Origin of the sequence: Chryseobacterium sp. PMSZPI (assembly GCF_002835665.1) — a bacterium.
Classification (GTDB): Bacteria; Bacteroidota; Bacteroidia; order Flavobacteriales; family Weeksellaceae; genus Chryseobacterium.
Window position 1 is genome coordinate 1 of record NZ_PIZV01000034.1, and the last position, 21,984, is coordinate 21,984.

Consider the following 21,984-nt stretch of genomic DNA (forward strand, 5'->3'; position numbering starts at 1 on the left):
TTCACTTTATTTTCTCTGGTTCTTCAGAATTTAATTAATATCTAATTTATTACTAAATCCTTTTGCAAATCTAAAGGTATTCGTGACATTAATCTTTTCTATTATATCTGAAATAAAATCTCAGTGTCCGCTATGCTTTCCGACAAAAATCAGTTATCTTCGAATTCGTTGTTTTTTAAGAGTTCAGCGAGAACTTTTTTAGCACGCATGACACGAACCTTTGTATTGGCTACTGAAATTCCCAGTTCCTCAGCGATCTCCTTGATGCTTTTTTCCTCAAAGAATCTTAGTTTGATAATATCCTGATAATTAGCATCTAAAGATTCTATGGTTTTAATGATCTTCTTTTGCTCTTCGTCAGAAATCATAAGTTCTTCCGGCGATTTTGCATATTGATTTTTAACCTCATCAAGGTTTTCGATAGAATCTTCATTTTCCCTATTTCTCTTTCTCCAGAAATCAATCACTGTATTTTGAGCAATCGTAAGAATCCAAGTCTTAAATTGAAAATGCGGATCAAACATGTCCAGCTTCGATAATACTTTAGAAAAAACATTCACAGTAATTTCATCGGCATCATTTTCATCCCTTACTTTTTTCATCACAAAAGAGAAAACATCCACCCAAAAAATATTAATGAGTTTAGTCTGGGCCTTTTGATCCTTATCCTTGGCCTTCTGGATGAGCAGGAATAGCTGTTCGTCGTTCATTAATAACAAATATAGCGCATTTGAAGTAAAATTGCAAAAGGCTAAGGGAACAAAAAAGCAGATAGCATGACTTCCATTTATATTTTATCAATTCAGCTTTCTTAGCTCATTAATTTATAAGCATTTTAAGATAAAAGTTGTTTAAACTTTATAGACCACAGAAGCTTTCATTTTAAAACACTTTAGTTCACTTAAGTAAGTTTGTTTAAAACGATTTCGTAAAAAAGTCCATATAAGATGAAAATCAAAGATTTTCACAAAGCTTAGGTGTTCTTATTATGCATAGGCCAGACTAAAAAAACTTAAGTGGTGAAACCTTTTGTGGTTAAAAATAATCAATATAAAAGTTTAAACTGCTTCGGTATTCCATCGTTTCAATTTTTTGCTTTTCTAGTCTTTTTCTCTTCCTTCTGAATTTTACTATCTTTGCATCGTAAAATTTTAAAGAAAAAAATCAATGAATTCCTTTATAGAAGAACTAAAATGGCGTGGTCTTTTTGCCGATATGATGCCCGGAACCGATGAACAACTGAATAAAGAGGTAACTACTGCATATATTGGTTTTGATCCAACTGCCGATTCTTTACATATCGGAAGTCTTATCCAGATAAAAATTTTAGCACACTTTCAACAACATGGTCATAAACCAATTGCTTTGGTAGGGGGTGCTACAGGAATGATTGGAGATCCATCCGGAAAATCTGCAGAAAGAAATTTATTGGACGAAGAAACGCTTTTACATTATGTTGATTGTTTAAAAAATCAGCTTTCTAAATTCTTAAATTTTGATGGTAACGAGCCCAACAAAGCAGAATTGGTAAACAATTACGATTGGATGAAGAATATTTCATTCCTTGATTTTGCAAAGAATATCGGAAAGAACATCACCGTTAACTATATGATGGCCAAAGATTCTGTAAAGAAAAGATTCTCAGGAGAAGGCGGTGCAGACGGAATGAGTTTTACAGAATTTACGTATCAGTTGATTCAGGGATATGATTTCCTTCATTTATATCAAAACAACAATGTCAAACTTCAAATGGGAGGTTCTGATCAGTGGGGAAATATCACTACAGGAACAGAATTAATCCGTAGAAAGGCTCAGGGTGAAGCTTTTGCGTTAACGGTTCCTTTGATTACAAAAGCTGACGGTTCTAAATTCGGAAAGTCTGAAAGTGGTGAAAACTATTGGTTGGATAAAAAGAAAACCTCTCCTTACAAATTCTACCAATTCTGGCTGAACGCTACGGATGAAGACGCTGAAAGATTTATCAAATTCTATACTTTCTTAGGAAAAGAGGAAATCGAAACTTTAATTGAAGAACATAAAACAGCTCCACACGAAAGAAAGCTTCAGAAAAAACTGGCTGAAGAAGTTACAGTCTGGGTGCACGGCAGAGAGGAATATGAAAAGGCATTAAAGGCTTCCGAAATTCTTTTTGGACGTTCTACAGCTGAAGACTTAGTAAGCCTGGATGAAGAAACGTTCCTTGAAGTTTTTGATGGAGTTCCACAAAAAGAAGTGGCCAAAGCTGATGTATTAGGAATCAACATCATTGATCTTCTTTCTGAAAAATCAGGATTCTTGAAGTCTAAAAGTGAGGCCCAAAGAGAAATTAAAGGAAATGCTATTTCTGTAAACAAACAAAAAGTAAATGATACTTTTACAGCCAATGAAAGCGACCTTATTGATGGTAAATTCTTATTACTTCAAAAAGGTAAAAAAAGCTACTTTATTGTAAAAGTGATGTAATCATCTTACATATAGTAAATACAATCAGCGCTGAGATAAATCTCAGCGCCGATTGTATTTATATAATATCCCTCTCTGTTTTTTTGAAATGTAAAAAGGAAAATACTATTTCGGAGAATATTCCCTAAAACGGTTTGCCCTTCTGAAAGTTCCTAAATCATTAAATCGGACACCATATTTCCGCAACACATCTTGTGCCTGTTTCCTACCTAAATGACGTACATAAAACGTTTCATTCACCACAAAATGATGAATACTGTGTGTCCAACCGAAAAAGAAGCAAAACAATTGCATAGGGAAAGTCCACCAAACATTAAGTACTTGTGTCTGCTCGATGACATTACCATCTTCAAGATCACCAAAATAATGCATATTGGAAGTTATAAAATGTAAGCAGAATTGACGCAATAAATTAGGCAAAAGAATTGTATATGTAATGATATCCAAACTTCTCAATATATTTTCAATAGAATACGGGAAGCCAAGATGGGTTCCGAATTGCCCATTCATCCAATTCATCAGCATATCTGCAAAAAAGAAATACAATACCACATGCGCAAAGATGGTCACAGGTATTATGCTTAAAAATGTGATTCGTTTCAATGTTAAAGATGTTTCCTCTTTAAGATTCCCGTTCTTTACTTCCCTATCCATATCACTATGCATTTGATAAAGTCGGAACAAGCCTCCCAGAACCACATCGGGAGTCATCAACAATCGTTTAACAGACCAGCGTTCACCATTGGTTACGCTACGTTCTTCCACATCATGTAAAGTTCCCGAAAACTTATGGTGATGGTAATGCATTTTACGCCTGATCCAGGGGTTAACAGTTAATGGTCGTAGGATCCAAACCGTAAAGAGCATAAAATGATGAATCGGTTTGTATTTTTTGAAATAAAGCCAATGAATGAGATCATGTTCAATTTCATGGAGCACTCCCATAAAAAAAGCATTGATAACGATCATGAGCCATGTCGGAATAAGAGTTTTATACCAGCCGATGGATACAGCAATAATTGCAATGATAGATAATAGAAATATCGAAAGTCCGATACTATCCTGCCACTTGAGCAAAGGATACGTTTCTTTAAGCTGTTGGAAAGATTGATTAATCTCTTTCCTGATTTGTCTTGAGGTTTCTTGGTGTTTCACTATTTTGTGATTTGTATAACAAAAATAATAATTTTCGCAATACACCAACACATAAATGTAAATTATTAAATAAACCATATTAAATAATTAATATGGTTTACATATATTCACAACCTAAAACAAATTAAAGTAATTAAAATCAGAAAGTATAACTCGCAGAAGCTGATAAATATTGGCCGCTGGAAGTCCCTTCTTTTTTCAGTTCTCCGTCCACCCAAATCTGAACTTTCAACGTAGAAGAAGCATTAGCACCGATTGCATTTACCACAACATTTGCATTATAAGCTCCCGGTTCCGATGTTACTTCAGGGCTTGACCAGGTTGTCCCGCTGAGACTACTTGCTGTCGTAGCGTTTCCATCAATTCCATATACCGCTCCATCAATATTACTTCCTGAAGAAGCGATTGCTTTAAAAACGATTTTATGACTTTTTCCTCCTCCATTGATATTGTTATTGTCATCATTATCCTTACTACAAGAAGTCACAAACCCGAAAAACAACACCGTCATTATAGCGACCAATGTACCTCTTAACAGTTGACTCATTTTCATTCTTTTCATAATCTTTTGTTTAAATTTTAATTATTTATATAATATTCTATGATTCGTGATTTTATATTTGCAAAGCTATGAGAGTCAGTAAATATTATCAATCCTAAAAAATTGGTATTTTTTTCTACCTAAATTCAGGTATTTTGTATGCTATTTTTTTTAATTAAATTGAACGTTTGAAAAAATATTTTACAGAATTGATATATAATGAAGAGATTACTTATTTTATTAAGCCTATTATTGTTTTTCAGTTTACGATCACAACAAATTTTCCCACTTAATGAAAAATTTTACATAGACAGCCTACAAAGTGTTATAAAAAGCACAGCACCCAACACTTCAAAAGCTACAGCTTCTTTTCTATTATCTAATTACTATAGAAACAGCGACTCCCTTTTAAGTAAAAATTATTTAAAAAATGGGAAAGAGCTTATCCAAAACAACGCTTTCTTCATCGCAAAATATTATTATTACGAAGGACAATACAACATGGATCGGAATAAAGCTAAAGCTGCACAATCTTATCAGCGATCCATTAAATCGTTATCAAAATTCAAAAATGAAGAATCTGATTTTCTCCAATCATTGGCGTGGTATAGCTACGGAGTCACACAAAAAGATAAAGAAGGATATGCTCCTTTAGTTAAAATTATTCTCGAAAAAAGCATTCCACTGGTCAAGAAATATGAGAAAAGTAGAAATTTGGGATTTTTATATACCCAGTTTGCCATTATTCTTACTTATAATGCACAGTTTGAGAAAGCTGTAAACTATAATAAAAAGGCACTAGAAATTCTCGAAAGGAGTTATCCAAATTCCGCTGAGTTGTTTTATACTTATCTCAACTCAGCCAATAATTACTGTTATCAGGCCAATGGAGAAGAAGCTAAAAAATATTTGGAAAAGGCAGAAAAATTAATCGCTCCATATCCTGAGTCATCAGCCAATGCCTTCTATTATTACAGTAAGACACTTTTATATATTACCAAACAAAAGAATTCAGAAGCGCTCTCTGTCATTGAAAAGGGACTTTTTTATGCTAAAAAGTTCAATCAAAACCTCTTGGCACAAATGTTTTATTTCAATAAATATGACATTTTGAAGAAGCTTAAGAGATACAGCGAAGCCAAAACCGTTTTGGAAGATGTCCTCACAGAAAAATCTCTCGCCATTGATCTTAACAACAGAAAAACTTTTTATAAACAACTTTCTTTATTAAATGAAGAAATAGGAAATACAAAAGAAGCTCTGGTTTGGGAACAAAAATACTCCAAACTGAATGATAGTCTAAATACAGAAAATATAAAGCTTGAAATCAACAAAATTGAGTCCAAGTATAATGCTGCTGAAAAGGAAAGAAAAATAGCAACTTTAAATGCCGAAAAAAATCAAAAGGATTTAGAAGTCAACAAAAAAAATTCTTACTTATGGGGAATGGGTCTTATTTTATTATTAGCATTGAGCCTTCTCACTTTCCTTTTTATCATTTTTAGAAAAAATAAAAAAATATCTGAACAAAAAATAAACGAAATAAAGCAAAAGGAAGAACTATCGCTTACTAAAGCTATTCTAGACGGTGAAGAAAGAGAAAGAGAACGCATCGCCAGAGATCTTCATGATGGTTTAGGCGGAATGCTTGCCGGAGTAAAAATTAATTTTTCCACCTGGTCTTCCAATCATTTACATCCGGAGAAAGATAAAGAATTTTACAAAATTTTAGGACAGCTGGATAATTCTGTGAGTGAACTCCGCCATGTCGCCAGGAACCTTATGCCGGAATCATTACTTAATTTTGGTCTGGAAACGGCATTAAATGACCTTTGTGAATTCTACGTTAGAAAAGATCTTGAAATTGATTTTCAAGCTATTGATATTGAAAAAAATCTTCCATTAAACATCCAGCTTAATATTTACAGAATTGTACAAGAACTATTAGCTAACGCGGTGAAACATTCCGAAGCTAATAATATTTTATTACAATGTTCCCAATCCGGCGAGAACTTTTTGATCACGATTGAAGACAATGGAAAAGGATTCAAAAAAGACATTGATAAGTCCACTAAAAGCATGGGACTCCATAACTTAAAAAACAGGGTAAACTACCTGAAAGGAAAAATGGAAATACATTCCGATAACCAAGGTACAACAATTAATATAGAACTCAATACTTATGGAGAATGAAAAAATAAATATTGCTATTGTAGATGATCATCCTATCGTTATTGAAGGCTTGAAAATGATGTTAAATAGCCAACCTCTTTTTAATGCTACTGAAAGCTTTACATCCGGATCGGAAATTCTTCACTTCATCAAGTCCAATAAAATAGATATTATCCTTTTGGATATAACCTTACCCGATATAAATGGTACAGAACTATGCAGGGAAATCAAAAAAATATCACCCGATACTTCTGTAATTATGTTTAGCAACCGCTCAGAAAGGAGTATTATTATGCAATCTATACAAAATAGTGCCAATGGGTATATTTTAAAAAATACTTCCATAGATGAGTTAGCAGAATGTATTAAAGGAGCTCGATCAGGAAATATCGTTTTTTGTAACGAAACAAAACAAATCATAAGTCGTCTTTCTCCAACCGATGCTCCTACTCCCAGGCTCACCAAAAGGGAAAAACAAATATTACAAATGGTCGCCCAAGGAAAAACAAGTATAATGATTGCTGAAGAGCTTTTTTTAAGCCCACTCACCGTAGACACTCATCGTAAAAACCTGTTGCAAAAATTCCAGGCAAAAAATTCTACAGAGCTTATTAATCTTGCCTTACAACAGCATATGATTGAGGAATAAAATAAAAAAGCCGCTCCTAAGGCGGCATTTTATATCTCAATATTTACATTTACAATTCCAGAAAACTATAATCAATAGAAGCTGTTAAGACTCCTTTTCCTACTTTTTTATCAGTTTTCACGATGTTTCCGTCAATCCAAAGATTAATAATCAATTCAGAATCAGTGTTTGGCATATCTGCATTAGCATCTAAATTTAACTGAGCCTGACTAGAGTTCACAAAAATTTCTCCGCTTGTCCAAGGTGAGGTCAAAGGAGTCTGTGTCGTATTATACATGGTATTCTGGCTGGTTCCGATCTGCGTAACGATAGTTTTAATAACTCCGCCTGCTGATGCTTTTACTTCGAATTGAACCAAATGATCCTGATAACCCTCATCATCATCTTTTTTACAAGAATTCACAACGGTAATCACAGAAAATAATAAAACGAATAAAAAAGAAAGTCTAGGTAAACTTTTTGATTTGTAAAATTGCTTCATTTCTTCAAATAGATTTTTTAATGTTTCAAATATAAGTTTTTTATTAATATAAAAATAATTTTCATGACAATTTTCTAACAAAGATTTACAAATAATATCAAATCAACAAAACACAAATTATACTATAAAATCCAATAATATAACTTAGATAATCAATCATTACATATAAGACATCATATTAATAAACTTATTTACATGAATAATAAAACATAATATTCACAATGTGATTTATTAATTATATTTGTACATGAATTTAGATTATCTAGTAAGAGAACCGGAAAATATTACCCCTAATACTCCAATTCTTTTTATGCTCCATGGCTATGGTAGCAATGAGCAGGACCTTTTCAGTTTCAGGGAAACCCTTCCCAATGATTGGCTTATCGTAAGTTTCAGAGCTCCAAGAAGCACACAGTTTGAAGGCTACTCGTGGTACGATATTGATTTCAATACTCCTGAAGGCTTTATCGACGTACCTCAGGCAAAAGAAGCATTAAATTCAGTATTGGAAAGCATATTAAAAATTATCAATCATTATGGACTTACCGACAGTAAGGTCCACCTTTGTGGCTTTAGCCAGGGAGGTGTATTATGTTATGCTTTAGCCTTGAAGTATCCTGAATTATTCAATAATATAGCATGCCTTAGCAGTTATCCCGAAGATAAAATTCTGGATGATATCGTAAAAGATAAAAAGAAGTTGGAAAGATTACGCTTTTTTGTTTCTCATGGTACAGACGATGCTGTCATTCCGTTGGATTGGGGAAGAAAAGCTGCAGATTTATTATATGATCTTAACTGTTATTTCACTTTCAGGGAATACATGAGCGGACATGGAGTTAATCAGAAAAATTATATGGATTTAATGGATTTTTTCTCAAAATAGAAACAATTACACTTTTAATAAGTTTCAACAAAATATCCAATTTTATTAAAAGACACACAAACATTCCAACATTGGAATGTTTTTTTATTCACAATAACAATAATTTTACTAAATTCAGTAAATGAAAACCATGATTCTTTTACTGGGATTATTTGTAAGCATTTTTACGAATGCTCAAAACACCTTTGAGCTCATCAACACCCAAAAAGCAGTCATCCCTTTTCGATTCATTAACAATCTTATCTTTCTCCCCATCAACATTAATGGTGCCGATCTTACTTTCCTTCTGGATACAGGAGTTGCTGAAACCATACTTTTCAGTCTTGATAATAAGGAACTCAGATTAGAAAATGTAGAAAAAGTAAGATTTTCCGGTCTTGGCGGAAGCTTAAGTATTGATGGTCTAAAATCCGACCACAATACCGCCAAAATAGGTGATGCCATTATCAATACGTCAATGTCGTTATATGTAATCATTGATGAAGAATTTAATATTTCGTCTCACGTGGGAATACCTGTTAATGGTGTTATTGGATATAATTTTTTTAAAAATCATCCTATTTTGATAGACTATATGTCAAAAAAAATCACAGTATATGACAGCATTGATCCTTTAAAAAAGAAATTAAGAAAGTTTGAAGAGTTCCCTATAAGCATTGAAAAAAGCAAACCCTACCTCTATGCTGACGTAGAAATGACCAATGAAAAGAAAAATTCAAAACTGTTGATCGATCTTGGAAACAGTGATGCCATATGGCTCTTCCCTACTCTTATTAAGGATTTCGTATACAACAGACCAAATATAGATGATTTCCTCGGACGTGGCTTCAATGGAGACATTTATGGCAAAAGAAGCAGAATTCATAACTTTTATCTCGGCAAGTTTCAATTTGAAAAACCTCTCACCTCTATGCCTGATGAATTTTCCATCCAGCATGTCACCATGGTAGAAAACAGAAAAGGATCCGTAGGAGGAGAAATTATGCGTCGTTTCACTACTATTTTTGATTATACCAACGGAAAACTTTATCTGAGAAAGAATAGAAATTTCAACGATCCTTTTCACTTTAATATGAGTGGACTGGACTTCAAACAAGACGGATTGGAATGGCAGGAAGACAGGGTAAAAATCGAAACAAAGAAAACCGCAGGTACTGTAATGAATGAAATATACAACGATTCTTTTCAGTATAAGTTTAGCCTAAAACCGATATTTTCCGTTGCAGGAGTAAGAAAAGATTCCCCGGCCGATCTGGCAGGAATAAAGAAGGATGACAGAATCATAAGCATCAACGGAAGTCCAACTTCTGAAATGACTATGGAAAGAATCATAGAATTGATGAAGTCCAGCGAAGGAAGAAGTATAACCATGCTTATTCAAAGGAAAAATGAAAAATTAACCTTAACTTTCACCTTAGAAGATCCAATTCCTTATCAAGAATAGCATATGAAAACAGAAGAGACCACTTTAGATAAAATAAGAACAAGGCCCAGATTCAAAATGCTGACACATCTTACCAAAGAAGAATACGCTGAGAGTCTAAAAAAATATCTTGCTGAACATAAAACCGAATTTTCCGGCAACATCAACAAAGAAGTGGCCACGATCTGGGTGGAAACTCCATATGATAATTATTGGAAACCACGCCTTTCCCTGCGGGTAGAAATTGAGGATGACCAAACAACAATAAGGGGCGTATTCGGCCCCAGTTCTGCAGTCTGGACATTTTTCATGTTTCTTTATTTTTCTTTTTCTATTTTGTGGATGACCTTCTTCACGATGCATTATGTAGAAAATCAAATAAAAAGCGCCGAATACCCTTGGGCATTGAGCGCTTCTTTTGTGATGTTATTTTTTATTCTCCTTACCTATTTAGCTGCAAGATTTGGGCAATATAAGGGAAAAGAAGAAATGCTTAAGCTAAGACAATTTGCTGAGGAATCTACTTTACAATTTGAGAAAATCGTTAATTAACAGGAGAATCTACAGGCTTTTCATTCTGAATAGGCGTCATACTTGCTCTTGCTGTTTTAATAGAATCTGCAACTTTCTCTCTGTTCGCTTGCTCTTTCAACATTTTTGAAACATCCGGCTCCAATAATTTTATAAGCTCTTCCACCGAGATATTATTAGCATTCGGATCTTCCAAAAGTTTTCTCCAAGGCTTTCTTCCGCCCCAATTATAATCTCCAAATACCATTACTGCCGTTCCTCTCGCCTTTGTTGTTGCACCACCCGGATTCAAAATCCAAGTATCTGCGTAAGAATACAACCATTGAGCATCTTTCCTCAATAATCTTAGGCAAGAATGAGAAGCTGGATATCCCGGAAGCGTATATTCATGCCATCCGATTCCACCTATATTGTGTATATTGAAGTTATAAGGGAGTTTCCATTCGCTGCTGACTGTTGAGATCGATAATTTCTTTTTCCAGTTGGCAAAGGTAAGTCCTCTTGTAGTCTGAGCCGCTTTTTTCCCCATACTCGTTGGTCCCCATTTAACAAGGCTTCCATTAGAGTACACTGCGAATGCCTGTATCGGATATGAAAAAATAACAAACTTTTTCACTCCACTTAAAACATCCAGCTGCATAGGAAATGGCGAATAAGCCATTAACGTTGTATCTATTTTAGCAGGAACTACCAAAGTATCCGAATTCCATTTACTTTTGGAGTCTAATCTGTTGAGGGCTAAAATAGCAGTTCGCTCCTGCTCATTATATTTTTTACTAAACTCCGCATACACGGAATCTCTTACTTTTTTATCTTTTGGAATTGCAAAAGCATTATAAAAACCATTTTCCTGCATGATCGGAGGGACAGATTCTTTCTTCACGACAGGTACCGAATCTTTTTTCACACTATCTTTTTCCGCTTCAGGAGTTTCTGAGACAGAAGAAACAGTATCTTTAAAAGTATCGCTTATCTTTTCTATTTCTTTCTTGCATGAAACCAGGAATACAGCACATAAGCAGGCATATAAAAATGATTTTTTCACAAATATGTTTTTCATAAGTAAAATTGGCCATCTAGTTTGGCTACCCAGTACAAATATCAGACCTAAAATCGAATCTGAAAAGACATTATGAAAAATTCCGTAAAAAAACGGTAATAAAAATGATTATTTTAAATCAATTTGTTGGTTTTAGCGTAAGATAATGCTTCAGCAATATTGTTCACACCAATTTTATCAAAGAGTTTTTTTCTGTGAAACTTTACCGTATCCGCAGTAATAAAAAGCTTACCCGCTATTTCACTGATCGTCAATCCACTGGCGTACAAACTTAAAATTTCATACTCTCTTGAAGAAAGTTTTATTTTTTCATTCTTCTCCCATACTTCCGCCTCCAAATCATATTTCCATATTTCATCAGATCCGTCTTTACTCAGTACAACATTTCCTGCCGAACTGTTAGCAGATAGAGAAACAACACACAATGCCTTCCAAACCTGCCCTTCTTCTGTAAGGAACATCGGAGTAAGTTTATGATTAACCAGGATAAGATTTTTTTTATTATTGATCAGATTAAAATCATAAGAAATAGAATATCTTTTTCTATCCTCTACAGGAATTTTTTCATAAAAATTAAAGCCTGCCTCATTGATTTTGATCAACATCTCCACATCTTCAGGTTTTACGTTTTGAAAATAAAAAGCATACCCCAGGTCTTTCACCTCCTCTGAAGTCTTACCACATAGAAAAAGTGGATTATCAGAAACGTATTCAAATCCTTTGGTTTGATAGTTGATCACATAGAGACTCTGGTAAGTAGTTCTGGAAAGCGCTTTTATCGCCTCCAGATAATCTCCGGACTGGCTAAAGTCAATATCCGCATTGCTACTGACTTCATTTTTATCATTAAAAAATCTATTAATTTCTTCCATAATGTTACAAATACCGTTCATATACTACACAAAAAGGTAGTTTTAGCTTTGATGTCACAAATCTACACAAAAGTGTAGTTGTTTTCAAAATGAGGTGATTTACTTTTGCGAAAAGATTTACATGATTGTACCTTTTTGAAATACAATGATCAAATGCACTCAAAAGCAGCTTTATATAAGGCAATTGAAGAGTCCATTTTCAATATAAAAATAACCATGATTATAAAGAAGCTGCAAAAATAACCGGTTAAAGTTAAAACAAATTCCGCTAATGAAGTTTTTATCGTAACCAACTCAAAACATGAGTCTTAATTCAGATCAGGAATATACATAACAATTACCGAATTGAGCAGCGTTTAGAGATCAGCTTTTTGAACAGTACATTCATCCCTGTTCAAAAAACTATAAGCTGATCGAAGCACCATATCGCTGATCTTTCTATTACTGTCTTTCGGCAGTAATTTTTTTTTACACTAAATTCAAGATACCTCTAGATCAATCACGGAACAAGAGCAAAAGTTGTGAGACTTAGAATATTTAGATCTATTTAATTTTAAAATGTAACGCAAAGGATTTCTATTATCCGGTGTTGTATTTTAGGAAGCAAAGGCTGAATCAATTATATTGATTCTTTCTAAGCGTACGCATATCTACATCGCTTCATCAGCGACTTTTGTCGCTTTCTTAGCTCTCTTATCAATAATCAATTGAATCTTGTCTTTGCGTTGAAATTAAATTTCAATATAAAGCTTAGAGGAGTAAAAAGATAATTCATTTTTTTCTTCAGATTAACTCATTTTTTACCCAGCCCACAACTTCTGCACCTGACCCTCAATCACCCATATTTTCAGTTTCTTCACAAATTTTAAATAAAACACATTAAGGAATTTATTTTGGTAGTATAAAATTTCGTATTAAATTAGACATTGGATTATATCAAAAACAAATTATAAAAGAAATTTTCAACTTATGAAACTGCCTATAGAATTAGGAGATGAATATATAAATACAGTTTTATCCAACCTTTCTTTAAAAGATCTTCCCAATGAAGAATGGAAACTGATAGAAGATTTTGAGAATTATGCCATCTCTAATTACGGACGAGTAAAAAGCCTGGAACGTTGGGTTTCAAACCCCAATGGAGGAGAACAGAAAATATTGGATAGAATCAAAAAGCCACAAGCTTTCAGATATTTCAATAAACACTTAAAGACTCATTTTTTTAGTGTGAAATGTGATCTTTGTATCGAGGGAAGATCATATGGAAAATCAGTAGCACGTTTAGTGTATTATCATTTTGTTGAAAAATTCAATATGGATGATCATTCATTTCTTATATCTTTTAAGGATGACAATCGATTTAATGTACATTTTAGTAATTTAGAGAAGTTAACAGTAGGCCAGCTGCATAGTAAGTCGCTAAGTACCGGTAGAGGAAAGAAAGGAAATTATCAGCAGGCAGTTAGTCAGTATACTGTTGATGGAAATTTTGTCGCTTCTTACGAAAATATTTATGCCGCAAGTGAAGCTTTGGAAATTTATCCTCCTCATATTCTATCAGTAATCAATAAAAAAAAAATTACCGCAGGAAAATTTCTATGGTTTGAAAAAGAATATAAGCCCAGTAAAAAAGATTTTATACCATCAAGAAAAAGTAAGCCAGAAAAGATACTCAATACAAGTTTGTGGAAAAGGCTCGGGCAGCCGCTAATCGATGAAAACAACCCTCCGGCCTGTATGAACTTATCACTAAAAAATCTTCCCGGAGAGCATTGGAAGCCGTTTCCTGATCTTGAGCCCTATTTCGCCATTTCCAATAAAGGAAGAATAAAGAGACTAAACACCTGGACACAAAGTATAAGCCAGACTTTTTGGAAGGAGCAGATCATCTCACTCTTTGTACAAAAGTCTGGTAATGAAAAATATTATCTTTACACTAAAATAAATTGCAATGGAATAGGCTATAATGTAGCAATTATCAGAATGCTTTACTATTGCTTTATTGAAAAGTTCGATCTTAAAGACAGGAATCTGGTGATCATAAACAAAAATGATCCACAATGGGATTTAGATATTTCAAAATTGACCCTACAGTCTGTTACTAAAATCCTTACTGAAAGAAATAAACAGTATGCTACTAAGGTAAGAACGGTACTTAATTCCAAAGAGGTATTCAACAATTCTCTTTGGGAAAAACTAGGTAAGCCCCCAATTAATAAAGAAAACCCTCCCTCTATTTTCGATTTATCTTTAAGAACCTTACCGAATGAGCAATGGAAACCGTTACCAGGTTTTAGCGAAAAATATTTTATTTCTAATAAAGGAAGAGTAAAACGATTAAGTGGATGGAGAGCCGGCATTCATTTTTATGAAGAGGAACAAATTATTTCTTTGAACTTGACAAAAGGCAAATATCCTGTTCTTTATTTTAAGTTACATCCAAAGGTAGATAATGTTAAAAAAATGCTTTTCCGGTTTCTTTGCTGCTCTTTTGTTGAAGAATTTGATATAAATAACAAAAACCTTCGGGTAATTAATGAAAATGAGAGGCTGTGGAAGATCGATCTGTCAAAGCTATCATTACACCCAATGATAGACTCATTAAAAAAATAAAATATTTAACCTATTTATTGCAATAGTATTATTATCCCATCAAATCCCGTTATAACCTATTCATAATTAACATTCTCTTTAGTATAATTATCCACCAGCTGCACAAGATCAGCGTCTAATATAGGATCATTGGAAGCAAAGAATACTTCAGTTTCAGTGTACATAATTTTTGTTTTTTAATCGTTAATAATTGTTTACAAAGAATTCTTGCAAGAAATCTCTAGTCCCAAAAGTAAAAACAGGCAACGCCAAAACTTGACGCAACAAAAATTATTAGGAATAAGAAAACAATTTAGAAAAAGCACATCCGTCAAATTATTAATTTCACTACTTTTATTTCCTTGAAAACAGCATTAGTACTAATACTGTAAAAGACTCATCCTATATCAATCAATGCTTTTTATAAACATTCTATATCTATGGAAAATAAAATATCGACGCCTTTTATCCATCATATAGATGAAAGTAAATTCATTTTAAAAAACATTAGTGATGTTTCTTTAAACGATTTTGATTCTCACGATGCCGAAGATCTTTTTATCATTATATGGAATAAGAACCCTAAAGATAAATCGGAACTCAATACAATTTATTTAATACCTCCCTATCGTAAAATTGATATTGACCTAACCGGTATGAATGGCTATTTTATAGCTTTCAAACGAGATTATCTTGAAGAAGATGAAGAAGAGTATGCTCTGGATGTTTACAATATATTCAATAATCAAGGACAATTTACCACCATCACTATATCGTCCGAGATACAGACAAACCTTAACCATATTATTGAATTAATACAATACGAGCTTAGTATTGAAAAAGGAACTTTTTTAGTGATAAAATCACTCTTAAAAGTAGTATTACTTCATTTAATCAGAATCAGGCAAAGCGCTTTTTTAAATCAGGATATTAATCAAAAAAGAGTGTATGAGTTTTGCAAATTATTAGACGAATTTTATACCGTTGAGAAAAAAGCTTCATTTTATGCTGATCGGTTAAATATAAGCGAAAAAAGACTCAATCAGATTCTTTCAGACAAAATGAATCGGACAATAACCCAACTCATCCATATCAGATTAATCCAAGAAGCAAAGAGGTTTCTTACGAGCGGAAAACTGTCAATAAAGGAGATTGCTAATCATTTAAACTTTGAAGATCAATCTTACTTCAGTCGCTTTTTTAAAAAACATACAGGACATTCTCCTGAAAATTATAAAAAAAATGCAAAGGGAGTTTCTCCTTTGCATTCATTAAAACAAGCTAGAAAAGATTGATTATTTTGATTTAGGTCCATATTCTTTATACAACATGGGAAGAATTTTTTCAAGATTAGTATACTCTTCCAATGCATGATAATTTAAACCACGCAAAGCATTATTGGTTGGGTTCAGTTCTTTTGAAAGCCAAAATCTGCTTCTAAGTTCTATTCCATTTTTTGTTCTCCTTACAAAGTGAACCATGTTAATAAAACCTTTTGCACAAATTGCCGTTCCAACATTAGGTTCTTTAAATTGAGACATATCAAAGCCAAACTCTTCCGGAGAAACAAATTTGATATTGATATCTGCTGCCCCCATCCCAATATCTTCATTGATTAAGTGGGTAACCTCCCAATTTTTTTCGTGAATCGGAATACGATCAGAAAGCAACGTTTCTCTTTCTTTTTTACCGACAGCAACATCATAATGTACATAATGATCCCATATCTTATATCTTAGCGGATCAAGCTGATGCCATGTAAACCACCAATCAAACATTTCAGGTGTCACTCCTTTCATTTCTAGAATTGATGACACATATCCGGTTCCATCCGGTAACACACAATACCCAATTTCAGAAGGCAAATATCCCGGTTTTAGTAAATATTGAAAGTGCTTTTGCAGGGTCTAATGGTCCTTTTTTAATAGCATTTGTTTTTGCTTTATCCACAGGAGCCATTGGCATATAAAAGTATTTGGCAAGAGGTTGTTTTTTCTCTTCTTCAGACAGAATTTGTTTGGAAATTTTCCGACCATCCAATACGGTAACCTTTTCTGTTTTTGAAAAAATGGCATTACGAGCCTGACTATAGATCGTTGTCGGAATCATTGCAAGTGCCATACCTGCAATAAAACTATTATATTTCATAACTTAATTTTTAAGATGTTAATTAAGATTTAAAAGTGATTTATTAAGAAAAGCCTGCCGGCAAAGCTTCTCCCTCTAACAGCCTACGACGAATATAACATTCAACAGTAGCGTATGCATTTAACACTTATTATCTTCATGGCAAAGTTATATCGAGATTATTACATACAGTATGCACAATTTGCGGACAATTAGGGATTATTTGGAAAATACCTCCAGTACCCAATAAGGAAAGTGGAACAGTTTCAAAATTTGTGGACTAGACAAAAAGTTGGGTTAATTTGAAGGGGAAGTAAATTAGCTTTAGTACTCTGAACTTACAATGAAGTCTTATTTAAATGAAAAAACAAGATACAATTCATTATTGATAAGGGAACTAAGAAAGAGACAAGGGCGATGAATAAGCTGTATGGATATGTACGCTTGGAAAGAATCAATACAATTGATTCAGCCTTTGCTTATACAACACCTGATAATTGAAATACTTTGCGTGAAATTTTAAAATTAAACAGATCTAAATATTCTAAGCCTCACAACTTTTGCTCTTGATCCAAATTAAAAGATTTAAATTTTTCTGAGGAGTCTTGTTAGGATAAGTACAAAAAAAGTGCTGTAAAAGATTTTTACAACACTTGTACTATTTTGATCAAATAGTTGCGATCCGGCTCGAACCCGCGACCTCCGCCGTGACAGGGCGGCATTCTAACCAGCTGAACTACCGGATCATTTTCTTAATTTTTAAAGAACTATGTTTCTTTTTTGTGATTGCAAAAATACATCTTTTTTTAATCCCTCCAAACATTCACACCTTTTTTTTCTGCGACATTTAGATAAAACACAGATTATCAATTATAAAAATTTTAAAAAAAATTAAATTCAATCACATGTAATCCCCTTTTATAAACCGTTTCCAGAGTTTTTAAGTAGTCTACACCTTCTACTTTTTATTCAAACTGTTTATTTTTTTCAAAAAATAAACTTCCTTCATTGATTTTTTTCCTGTTAAAAAAAAACATTTTCAATAACATAAAATTATTATCTTTGAATTATGATCAATTCACATATTAGAGATAAAAAACTTATCAGTGTAAATTCTACTCCTGTATTCCCTATTTCTCTTGGTGGAGCGGGCCTAGGCTCTTGTAAAGAAAATATTTTTTTTGAAGGACCCGTTTCAGAAAAACAAGCTGTTGAAACAGTTTTATTTGCGCTAGACAATGGAATTAATCTTATCGATACTTCCCCTTTTTATGGTGATAGCGAAACCAAAATAGGGATTGCTTTACAAGAATATGGAAAACGGTCATCCATTGTTCTGTCCACAAAAGTAGGTACACACCCTCAATATAAAGGTTATACTCCGGACAAAATTCTTAGAAGCATTGAGAACAGTTTAAAAACATTACAAACAGATTACCTCGATATCTTACACATCCATGACCCTTCTGATATTAACCTTCAAAGTATTATGAAAAATGGTACCATAGAAGCTTTACTTCGACTAAAGGAAGAAAAAGTAATTTTAAATCTTGGGCTTGGAGTTCGTGATCATCAACTCCATTTTCAATTCATTTCATCAGGATATGCCGATGTTATTTTACCCTATTTAGATTATAATCTCTTGCGTACTGATGCCGGTAATCTATTAGAAAAAGCTTATCAGGAGAAAGTTTCCGTAATGCTTGGATCGGCTCTGTGTATGGGATTGCTCTCCGGAAACGACCCATCCCAAATTAATATTCGTCATTATAATATAGAGCAAGACGTTTCAATAAAGAAATCCCAACAGATGTATGACTGGTGCAAACAAAACAATGTTGATCTGATGGCTCTCAACTATCAGTTTATCCTTACTCATCCGGCGGTAAACACTATCATTGTTGGAGCATCTTCCAAAGAGGAAGTACAAAAAAGCTTACATGCTTATAACGAACCTGTTAACCCCAAAATTATGAATTCTTTTTTAAAACAGTTTAATTTTTAATAAAAATACAACCAACTCACTTAACAAAACTTATGAAAAAAAACCTTTTACATTACAAAGATGAAAACATCTTACAATCATCAACCGGAATGATTCCTACGGATGTTTACCGCACAATTCTCGACAACGTTCCCCTAGTCTGCGTTGATTTGATTATCATCAAAGACAACAAAGCTTTCCTTACCAAACGTAAAAATAAGCCCTGCAAAGATGTATATTGGATGCAAGGTGGCAGAATGTTAAAAAACGAAGGAATAGAAGAATGTGGAATAAGAAAAGCCGCCTTAGAACTGAATATTCCTGCAGACAAAATAAAAATCACAAACTATTTGGGTACCTTCTCTACAGAATTTAATGATTCTGAACAAGGAGCTTCTTCACATACGATAAATGTAACTTTTCAGGCAGAAGTTGATGCTGATATTTCTTTAGGTTTTGACCATGATCATTCCGATGGAAAGTGGTTTGATATCAACGGAACTATTCCAACTGAATTACAAAGTCAGTATATACATCATCCTTATATTGCTGAGATATTAAAAATGATTGAACCCAAACGCACTTTAAAAACTGATAAAATCAAAGTATTAGTGACAGGAGCAAGCGGGTTCATAGGATCTCATTTAGGTAAACGACTAAAAAAAGAAGGATATTATGTAGTAGGAGCAGATTGGAAAAGTCCGGAATTTATGCAGCCCAACGAATTCTGTCACGAATTCCTTAGAATTGATCTAAGGGTAATGAAAAACTGTTTGCAGGCTTGCGAAGGAATTGACTGGGTTTTCAATCTTGCAGCTGATATGGGAGGCATGGGCTTTATCCAAAGTAACCACAGCCGAATCGGATACAACAACACAATGATCAGTTTAAATATGCTGGAAGCAGCAAGACACCATAACATCAAACGTTACTTTTATTCTTCAAGCGCTTGTGTATACCCTCTACACGCACAAGACGATTCTGAAAACACAATTGGATTAAAAGAGAGTGATGCATGGCCGGCTCAACCTCAAGACATCTATGGCCTTGAAAAATTGTACGGTGAAGAACTCGCCATGAAATATGCAGAAGAGTTCCCACAAATGCAAATGCGTATTGCCAGATTTCACGGAATTTATGGTGAGCAGGGAACCTGGAAAGGAGGAAGAGAAAAAGTACCTGCTGCCTTCTGTCGTAAAGCAGCTGCTGCGGAATCTGTTTTCGAAATCTGGGGAGATGGTGAACAAAAACGTTCTTTCTGCTACATTGATGACTGTGTAGAAGGTGTTATCAGAATTATGAAATCTGACTATGACAAGCCTCTCAATCTAGGTTCGGAAGAAATGATTTCTATGAATGATTTTGCCAAGCTTGTTATGGAAATTGCAGGAAGAAATCTACCTTTAAAACATATTGAAGGGCCAGAAGGTGTTCGTGGAAGAAATTCAGACAACAGCCTCATCGAAGAAGTGCTGGGCTGGAAGCCATCAATCCCTTTAGCTATAGGAATCGAAAAAACCTATCAATGGATTAAAGAACAGATAAAAGCAGAAAAGCAAACCGGAGTTAACACATCTGTATATAGTGAATCAACGGTAGTGGTTACAGAAGCATCAGATATTAATGCTTAAAGTAAATAATTATACATGGATCAACTGGGCAGGAAATTATTCCTGCCTTGCTGAAAATTATTTTGAACCTGAAACAGAAGAACAGATAATCGATATTGTCAGATTTGCAGGAATAAATAAGAAAAAGATTCGCGTGGTCGGTTCAGGGCATTCATTTACTCCATTAGCCCTGAGTAATGAAATTTTAGTATCTCTTAAAAATTATCGAAATTTAATTTCAATAGGCCAAGATTTCATCACCTGCCAGGGAGGAATGTATTTGCATGAATTGTACTCCATAATGAAAGTCAACAATTTATCCTTTCCCAATTTCGGAGTTATCAATAAACAAACTGTTGCCGGAGCATTGGCTACAGGTACACATGGTAGCGGGTTAAAACATAAAAGTCTTTCCGCACAAATAAAAAAAATACGTATTATACAAGCATCAGGAGATATATTGGAAATAAGCAAAGATGATGTATTAAAAATCGGTAATAAAGAGTTGAATCTTTGGGACGCAGCATCTATTTCATTAGGTACTCTTGGAATTGTCACAGAGGTAACATTACAGTGTGAACCTTTATTTTATCTAAAATCAGAGGAATCGATTATTGGATTTGACGAGTACCTTGACTCCATGGATGAATATGCTAAAAAATATGAGTATTTCAAAGCCTGGTGGTTTCCTCATACAGACAAAGTATATGTATTTAAAGCTGAGCGAATCCCGAAAGAACTTTATCTTGAAAAAGACAAGCTTCAAAACTATACCGATGAGCAGAGAAAACGCGACTCTGAAATTGATGTATTAACCGCTCCTTTATTCATAAAAAGCAATGAAGAAACTTTTCTAATTCCAAAAATCAATGCCTACTGTCTTGATTTCTTTTTCACACCTCGTATAAGAGTTGGAACTAGTTTTGAAATCTTAGTCCATGATGAAACAGTGCCAATGGTGGTTTCCGAATATGGATTGCCTATATTGGATAATTATCACAAAAAAGCATTAAAAGAATTCAGAGATACTTTGGAACACTCCGGACAAAAGATCCACTTCCCTATTGATCTTCGTTATACGGCCGCTGAAAGCTCATGGTTAAGCCCTTCTTACCAACAGGACACTTTTTATATTGGAATGTGTATTCGTGAATATCATAAAAAAGAGATTCATCCGTCTATGCAGCTATTTTTTGATGTTATGAAAAAATATAGAGCTTGTCCTAATTGGGGTAAACTTTCAGACTTATCTAAAACAGTGTTGGATGAAAGGTTTCCAAAGTTGAAAGATTTCCGGGAACTTCGTAATGACCTGGATCCGGACGGTACATTCTTAAATGATTTTACGAAAGATATTTTCCTTCCTTAAAGAATATAAAAACAAAAACCAAAGCAATAGTAAAATTACTCTGGTTTAATTATTTATTTTTGTAATATA

Annotated in this window: 19 protein-coding genes; 11 read left to right on the forward strand and 8 right to left on the reverse strand. The window is 33.7% G+C overall.

Annotated elements, in window-relative coordinates; genetic code table 11:
• Positions 1-149: 149 nt before the first annotated feature.
• Positions 150-710, reverse strand: coding sequence for an RNA polymerase sigma factor (locus CW752_RS06960; protein WP_101239035.1), 561 nt, complete (start codon positions 708-710; stop codon positions 150-152).
• A gap of 457 nt (positions 711-1,167) precedes the next feature.
• Here CW752_RS06960 and tyrS point away from each other — a divergent pair, with 457 nt between their 5' ends.
• The gene (tyrS, locus tag CW752_RS06965; protein WP_101239036.1) at positions 1,168-2,463 is read left to right on the forward strand and encodes a tyrosine--tRNA ligase; all 1,296 of its coding nucleotides are present in this window, start codon (positions 1,168-1,170) and stop codon (positions 2,461-2,463) included.
• 105 nt (positions 2,464-2,568) lie between these two features.
• Here the strand turns inward: tyrS and CW752_RS06970 are convergent, their stop codons facing one another.
• On the reverse strand, positions 2,569-3,618 hold the full coding sequence (locus tag CW752_RS06970; protein ID WP_101239037.1) for a fatty acid desaturase: 1,050 nt from the start codon (positions 3,616-3,618) through the stop codon (positions 2,569-2,571).
• Between the two features lie 139 nt (positions 3,619-3,757).
• Positions 3,758-4,165, reverse strand: a complete 408-nt coding sequence (locus tag CW752_RS06975; protein ID WP_228401658.1) for a hypothetical protein — start codon at positions 4,163-4,165, stop codon at positions 3,758-3,760.
• 213 nt (positions 4,166-4,378) lie between these two features.
• Between CW752_RS06975 and CW752_RS06980 the strand changes: the two genes are divergently transcribed.
• On the forward strand, positions 4,379-6,352 hold the full coding sequence (locus tag CW752_RS06980) for a tetratricopeptide repeat-containing sensor histidine kinase (RefSeq protein ID WP_101239039.1): 1,974 nt from the start codon (positions 4,379-4,381) through the stop codon (positions 6,350-6,352).
• Positions 6,342-6,980 carry a response regulator gene (locus CW752_RS06985; RefSeq protein WP_101239040.1) on the forward strand — a complete coding sequence of 213 codons (639 nt, stop codon included), beginning with the start codon at positions 6,342-6,344 and terminating at the stop codon, positions 6,978-6,980. Before CW752_RS06980 ends, CW752_RS06985 begins: the two co-directional genes overlap by 11 nt.
• A gap of 49 nt (positions 6,981-7,029) precedes the next feature.
• On the opposite strand, the gene CW752_RS06990 is transcribed toward CW752_RS06985, so the two are convergent.
• Complete coding sequence (locus tag CW752_RS06990) at positions 7,030-7,461, reverse strand: hypothetical protein (RefSeq protein WP_228401660.1); 432 nt, start codon at positions 7,459-7,461, stop codon at positions 7,030-7,032.
• Between the two features lie 247 nt (positions 7,462-7,708).
• Here CW752_RS06990 and CW752_RS06995 point away from each other — a divergent pair, with 247 nt between their 5' ends.
• The 3 genes from CW752_RS06995 to CW752_RS07005 all read left to right on the forward strand — a co-directional run bounded on the left by CW752_RS06995 (position 7,709) and on the right by CW752_RS07005 (position 10,322).
• Positions 7,709-8,347, forward strand: a complete 639-nt coding sequence (locus CW752_RS06995) for an alpha/beta hydrolase (RefSeq protein WP_101239042.1) — start codon at positions 7,709-7,711, stop codon at positions 8,345-8,347.
• A gap of 121 nt (positions 8,348-8,468) precedes the next feature.
• Positions 8,469-9,791: a PDZ domain-containing protein gene (locus CW752_RS07000; RefSeq protein WP_101239043.1), complete on the forward strand. Its 1,323-nt coding sequence runs from the start codon at positions 8,469-8,471 to the stop codon at positions 9,789-9,791.
• 3 nt (positions 9,792-9,794) lie between these two features.
• Positions 9,795-10,322, forward strand: a complete 528-nt coding sequence (locus CW752_RS07005) for a hypothetical protein (RefSeq protein WP_101239044.1) — start codon at positions 9,795-9,797, stop codon at positions 10,320-10,322.
• Here the strand turns inward: CW752_RS07005 and CW752_RS07010 are convergent.
• Positions 10,315-11,346, reverse strand: coding sequence for a L,D-transpeptidase (locus CW752_RS07010; RefSeq protein ID WP_101239083.1), 1,032 nt, complete (start codon positions 11,344-11,346; stop codon positions 10,315-10,317). The genes CW752_RS07005 and CW752_RS07010 overlap by 8 nt on opposite strands.
• A gap of 128 nt (positions 11,347-11,474) precedes the next feature.
• Positions 11,475-12,233: a response regulator transcription factor gene (locus tag CW752_RS07015; RefSeq protein ID WP_101239045.1), complete on the reverse strand. Its 759-nt coding sequence runs from the start codon at positions 12,231-12,233 to the stop codon at positions 11,475-11,477.
• Between the two features lie 969 nt (positions 12,234-13,202).
• Here CW752_RS07015 and CW752_RS07020 point away from each other — a divergent pair.
• Together CW752_RS07020 and CW752_RS07025 are read left to right on the forward strand one after the other, a co-directional pair.
• Positions 13,203-14,846: an NUMOD4 domain-containing protein gene (locus CW752_RS07020; RefSeq protein WP_101239046.1), complete on the forward strand. Its 1,644-nt coding sequence runs from the start codon at positions 13,203-13,205 to the stop codon at positions 14,844-14,846.
• A gap of 419 nt (positions 14,847-15,265) precedes the next feature.
• Positions 15,266-16,120 carry a helix-turn-helix domain-containing protein gene (locus CW752_RS07025; protein ID WP_101239047.1) on the forward strand — a complete coding sequence of 285 codons (855 nt, stop codon included), beginning with the start codon at positions 15,266-15,268 and terminating at the stop codon, positions 16,118-16,120.
• Here CW752_RS07025 and CW752_RS07030 read toward each other — a convergent pair whose 3' ends face one another.
• Together CW752_RS07030 and CW752_RS07035 are read right to left on the reverse strand one after the other, a co-directional pair.
• Complete coding sequence (locus CW752_RS07030; RefSeq protein ID WP_133121658.1) at positions 16,121-16,690, reverse strand: DAPG hydrolase family protein; 570 nt, start codon at positions 16,688-16,690, stop codon at positions 16,121-16,123.
• Positions 16,680-16,973, reverse strand: coding sequence for a hypothetical protein (locus tag CW752_RS07035; RefSeq protein ID WP_101239049.1), 294 nt, complete (start codon positions 16,971-16,973; stop codon positions 16,680-16,682). Before CW752_RS07035 ends, CW752_RS07030 begins: the two co-directional genes overlap by 11 nt.
• 1,048 nt (positions 16,974-18,021) lie before the next feature.
• Between CW752_RS07035 and CW752_RS07045 the strand changes: the two genes are divergently transcribed.
• The 3 genes from CW752_RS07045 to CW752_RS07055 are packed head-to-tail and all read left to right on the forward strand — an operon-like array spanning position 18,022 to position 21,915.
• The gene (locus CW752_RS07045) at positions 18,022-18,957 is read left to right on the forward strand and encodes an aldo/keto reductase (protein ID WP_101239050.1); all 936 of its coding nucleotides are present in this window, start codon (positions 18,022-18,024) and stop codon (positions 18,955-18,957) included.
• Positions 18,958-18,989: 32 nt separating this feature from the next.
• Entirely contained in the window at positions 18,990-20,567 is a 1,578-nt protein-coding gene (locus CW752_RS07050; RefSeq protein ID WP_101239051.1) for an NAD-dependent epimerase/dehydratase family protein, read from the forward strand.
• Positions 20,560-21,915, forward strand: coding sequence for a D-arabinono-1,4-lactone oxidase (locus tag CW752_RS07055; protein WP_101239052.1), 1,356 nt, complete (start codon positions 20,560-20,562; stop codon positions 21,913-21,915). Before CW752_RS07050 ends, CW752_RS07055 begins: the two co-directional genes overlap by 8 nt.
• Positions 21,916-21,984: the final 69 nt, after the last annotated feature.